Source organism: Cutibacterium namnetense, assembly GCF_001642025.1.
Taxonomy (GTDB): Bacteria; Actinomycetota; Actinomycetes; order Propionibacteriales; family Propionibacteriaceae; genus Cutibacterium; species Cutibacterium namnetense.
The window spans coordinates 1-5,549 of sequence record NZ_LWHO01000015.1 but is presented as its reverse complement, the minus strand read 5'-3'; the positions used below and the strand labels follow the sequence as shown (position 1 = coordinate 5,549).

General features: G+C 55.5%; 1 protein-coding gene and 3 rRNA genes. All 4 read right to left on the bottom strand.

Annotated elements, in window-relative coordinates; genetic code table 11:
- Nucleotides 1-146: 146 nt before the first annotated feature.
- Nucleotides 147-263, bottom strand: a 5S ribosomal RNA gene (gene rrf / locus A5483_RS10910).
- A 94-nt stretch (nt 264-357) separates the two neighbouring features.
- A 23S ribosomal RNA gene (locus A5483_RS10905) occupies nt 358-3,445 on the bottom strand.
- A gap of 211 nt (nt 3,446-3,656) precedes the next feature.
- Nucleotides 3,657-5,179: ribosomal RNA gene (locus tag A5483_RS10900) — 16S ribosomal RNA — on the bottom strand.
- Together the 16S, 23S and 5S rRNA genes form the textbook arrangement of a ribosomal RNA operon.
- A 171-nt stretch (nt 5,180-5,350) precedes the next feature.
- Nucleotides 5,351-5,549, bottom strand: a 199-nt coding sequence (locus A5483_RS12275; protein ID WP_206598488.1) for a hypothetical protein, incomplete at its 5' end; no start/stop codon positions are given.

The following is a 5,549-nucleotide window of genomic DNA, read 5'->3' as shown; positions in this document are numbered from 1 at the left end:
CTGGCTGGTGGGTGGTGTTTGTGGGGGTGTGGCCGTGCCCGCGTATACGCCCGTGTGTGCGGCATGGTGAACACGGGGTCACTGGCAGGCATTCTCGGGGGAATGCTCGCCAGTGTGTGTTCACCATGCCGCACACGGGGAATGTATTCCGGCAGTGTCCTACTCTCCCACACGATCCCTCGTGCAGTACCATCGGCGTTGGAAGGCTTAACGACCGGGTTCGGTATGGGACCGGGTGTTTCCCTTCCACTATGACCACCGGAAAAACTTGGGGGTCACGAGGTATGCGTGGCTTCACGCAACCCTTGTAGGGGTTGGGAGCCGTATAGTGGATGCGAGTCTCGTGTGTCACGTGTTGAGGGTAAGTCCTCGGTCTATTAGTACCAGTCAGCTCCACACCTTACGATGCGTCCACGTCTGGCCTATCAACCCGATCGTCTCTCGGGGACCTTACCAGGATAATCCTGTGGGAATCCTTATCTTGAAGCGTGCTTCCCGCTTAGATGCTTTCAGCGGTTATCACGACCCGACGTAGCCAACCAGCCATGCTCTTGGCAGAACAACTGGCACACCAGAGGTCAGTCCGTCTCGGTCCTCTCGTACTAAAGACAGCCCTTCTCAAGATTCCTACGCGCGCAGCGGATAGGGACCGAACTGTCTCACGACGTTCTGAACCCAGCTCGCGTGCCGCTTTAATGGGCGAACAGCCCAACCCTTGGGACCGACTCCAGCCCCAGGATGCGACGAGCCGACATCGAGGTGCCAAACCATGCCGTCGCTATGAGCGCTCGGGCAAGATCAGCCTGTTATCCCCGGGGTACCTTTTATCCGTTGAGTGACGGCGCGTCCACAAGCCACCGTCAGATCACTAGTCCCGACTTTCGTCCCTGCTCGACCTGTCAGTCTCACAGTCAAGCCCCCTTGTGCACTTACACTCACCACCTGATTACCAACCAGGCTGAGGGAACCTTTGGGCGCCTCCGTTACCTTTTAGGAGGCGACCGCCCCAGTCAAACTACCCATCAGGCACTGTCCTTGAACCGGATCACGGTCCACAGTGAGATAACCAGAACAATCAGAGTGGTATTTCACCAACGACTCCACCACCACTAGCGTGGCCGTATCAACGTCTCCCACCTATCCTACACAAATCGTCCCAATCACCAATACCAAACTATAGTAAAGGTCCCGGGGTCTTTCCGTCCTGCTGCGCGTAACGAGCATCTTTACTCGTAATGCAATTTCACCGAGTTCATGGTGGAGACAGTAGGGAAATCGTTACTCCATTCGTGCAGGTCGGAACTTACCCGACAAGGAATTTCGCTACCTTAGGATGGTTATAGTTACCACCGCCGTTTACTGGGGCTTAAGTTCACCGCTTCGCCGAAACTAACAGTTCCCCTTAACCTTCCAGCACCGGGCAGGAGTCAGTCCGTATACATCGTCTTACGACTTCGCACGGACCTGTGTTTTTGGTAAACAGTCGTTTCCCCCTGGTCTCTGCGCCCCTCACCGCCACCACACCGCACAGGCGCGTGACAGTTCAGGTCCCCCTTATCCCAAAGTTACGGGGGCATTTTGCCGAGTTCCTTCACCACGATTCACTCGATCGCCTCGGTATACTCTACCTATCCACCAGTGTCGGTTTAGGGTACGGGCGGACCCGCCACCTCGCTCACGAAGCTTTTCTTGACAGTACAGGATCACTCACTCACCCACACTCGTGGGCTCGCCATCATGCCTCAACCTTCACGCCCAGCGGATTTACCTACCAGACAGTCCACACATTTAGCCCCGGACAACCATCGCCGGGGATGAGCTACCTCACTGCGTCCCTCCGCAGCTTGCCTACTACATGATCGGTTCACACACTCACCCAACCCCAAAAACATCAAAGATGCTCCCAAGGCAGACTCACATGCTTAGCATCACACACCTCGACACGGACGGTGACAAGCCGGTACCAGAATATCAACTGGTTACCCATCGACTACGCCTGTCGGCCTCGCCTTAGGACCCGACTCACCCAGGGCAGACAAACTTGACCCTGGAACCCTTGGATAATCGGCGGACGGGATTCTCACCCGTCAAACGCTACTCATGCCTGCATTCTCACTCGCGTTAACTCCACCACACGGTCACCCGGCAGCTTCACCACTAACACGACGCTCCCCTACCCAACTATCACAGTTGCCACAGCTTCGGCGGATAACTTAAGCCCCGCTACATTGTCGGCGCGGAATCACTTGACCAGTGAGCTATTACGCACTCTTTCAAGGATGGCTGCTTCCAAGCCAACCTCCTGGTTGTCTACGCAACTCCACATCCTTTTCCACTGAGTTACCACTTAGGGGCCTTAGCTGATGATCTGGGCTGTTTCCCTCTCGACGACGAAGCTTATCCCCCGCCGTCTCACTGCCACGCTCAACTTGCCGGCATTCGGAGTTTGGCTGATTTCGGTAAGCCGATAAGCCCCCTAGACCATCCAGTGCTCTACCTCCGACAAGAACCACGCAACGCTGCACCTAAATGCATTTCGGGGAGAACCAGCTATCACGGTGTTTGATTGGCCTTTCACCCCTATCCACAACTCATCCCCTCCATTTTCAACTGAAGTGGGTTCGGACCTCCACGACGTCTTACCGACGCTTCATCCTGGCCATGGATAGATCACACCGCTTCGGGTCTAGAACACGCGACTCACGCCCTTCTCGGACTCGCTTTCGCTACGACTCCCCCACCACGGGTTAACCTCGCCACGCATCACTAACTCGCAGGCTCATTCTTCAAAAGGCACGCCATCACCCCCCATAAGAGGCTCTGACGGCTTGTATGCGACCGGTTTCAGGTACTATTTCACTCCCCTCCCGGGGTACTTTTCACCATTCCCTCACGGTACTCATCCACTATCGGTCACCAAGGAGTATTTAGGCTTGACGGGTGGTCCCGCCAGATTCACGCGAAATTCCACGAGTCCCACGCTACTTGGGGCAACCCACACCAGTGCCACGCTTACAGTTACAGGACTCTCACCCACTCCGGTACGCCTTCCCAGACGCTTCACCTTCACGCAACATTTCTTACTGGCCAATCCTGCGGCAGCAGAACCACAAGGCCCCCACAACCCCGCACATGCAACGCCTGCCGGCTTGAACACACACACGGTTTAGCCTCATCCGCTTTCGCTCGCCACTACTCACGGAATCACAATTGTTTTCTCTTCCTACGGGTACTAAGATGTTTCACTTCCCCGCGTTACCTCCCACACCCCTATACATTCAGGGCAGGGTCACCGGACACTACTCCGGACATTCCAGGTTTCCCCATTCGGACACCCCCGGATCACAGCTCGTTCACCAACTCCCCAGGGCTTATCGCAGGTCACAACGTCCTTCATCGGCTCTTGGTGCCAAGGCATCCACCGATCGCACTACACAACTTGCACAACAACAAGTCACACAACAAAAAATAAAGATGCTCGCATCCACTATACAGTTCTCAACCACCACACGAACACCACGCCACACACTCACGCGCACAACACAGCATCGCACCAGGCCACCACACACATGTGATACCCCAGAACCCCAACAGCATGCCTCCAACCCCACCTCACCGGCAGGACGCCAACATTCCACTCACAAAAAACTCCTTAGAAAGGAGGTGATCCAGCCGCACCTTCCGGTACGGCTACCTTGTTACGACTTAGTCCTAATTACCAGTCCCACCTTCGACGGCTCCCCCACAAAAGGTTAGGCCACCGGCTTCGGGTGTTACCGACTTTCATGACTTGACGGGCGGTGTGTACAAGCCCCGGGAACGTATTCACCGCAGCGTTGCTGATCTGCGATTACTAGCGACTCCGACTTCATGAGGTCGAGTTGCAGACCCCAATCCGAACTGAGACCGGCTTTCCGAGATTCGCTCACCCTCACAGGCTCGCAACTCTTTGTACCGGCCATTGTAGCATGCGTGAAGCCCTGGACATAAGGGGCATGATGACTTGACGTCATCCCCACCTTCCTCCGAGTTGACCCCGGCGGTCTCCACTGAGTCCCCACCATAACGTGCTGGCAACAGTGAACGAGGGTTGCGCTCGTTGCGGGACTTAACCCAACATCTCACGACACGAGCTGACGACAGCCATGCACCACCTGTGAACCAACCCCAAAAGAGGCATACCCATCTCTGAGCACTCCTGATCCATGTCAAACCCAGGTAAGGTTCTTCGCGTTGCATCGAATTAATCCGCATGCTCCGCCGCTTGTGCGGGGCCCCGTCAATTCCTTTGAGTTTTAGCCTTGCGGCCGTACTCCCCAGGCGGGGTACTTAAAGCGTTAGCTACGGCACGGAATCCGTGGAATGGACCCCACACCTAGTACCCACCGTTTACAGCGTGGACTACCAGGGTATCTAAGCCTGTTCGCTCCCCACGCTTTCGCTCCTCAGCGTCAGGAAAGGTCCAGAGAACCGCCTTCGCCACTGGTGTTCCTCCTGATATCTGCGCATTCCACCGCTCCACCAGGAATTCCATTCTCCCCTACCTTCCTCAAGTCAACCCGTATCGAAAGCACGCTCAGGGTTAAGCCCCAAGATTTCACTTCCGACGCGATCAACCACCTACGAGCCCTTTACGCCCAATAAATCCGGACAACGCTCGCACCCTACGTATCACCGCGGCTGCTGGCACGTAGTTAGCCGGTGCTTCTTTACCCATTACCGTCACTCACGCTTCGTCACAGGCGAAAGCGGTTTACAACCCGAAGGCCGTCATCCCGCACGCGGCGTTGCTGCATCAGGCTTCCGCCCATTGTGCAATATTCCCCACTGCTGCCTCCCGTAGGAGTCTGGGCCGTATCTCAGTCCCAATGTGGCCGGTCACCCTCTCAGGCCGGCTACCCGTCAAAGCCTTGGTGAGCCACTACCCCACCAACAAGCTGATAAGCCGCGAGTCCATCCCCAACCGCCGAAACTTTCCAACCCCCACCATGCAGCAGGAGCTCCTATCCGGTATTAGCCCCAGTTTCCTGAAGTTATCCCAAAGTCAAGGGTAGGTTACTCACGTGTTACTCACCCGTTCGCCACTCGAGTACCCCACAAGGGGGCCTTTCCGTTCGACTTGCATGTGTTAAGCACGCCGCCAGCGTTCGTCCTGAGCCAGGATCAAACTCTCCAATGAAAAAATATCACCCACCCACACAACAAATGCAGGCCACAGTGACACACATGAAGAATCCAATACACTAACCCCAAACACTGACCAAAAAATCAGTCACATGTCCAGAATCACAAAGGAATCATAAACAAAATCCGACACATCACACTGATGCATCAAAAAAATCATTGACTATCAAAGACACACTGTTGAGTTCTCAAGCATCACACCCACCGCAACAATCCCCACACCACCAGCGCAGAAACCATCACAAGGCGACCCGACCAATCCTACCACACCAACCCCGAAACCACAAAACCATGATCCCAAGACCAGCCAGCAGAACCAGCCAACCACACCACCACCCAAAAGCAGCAGCCCAGCCAACCTTACC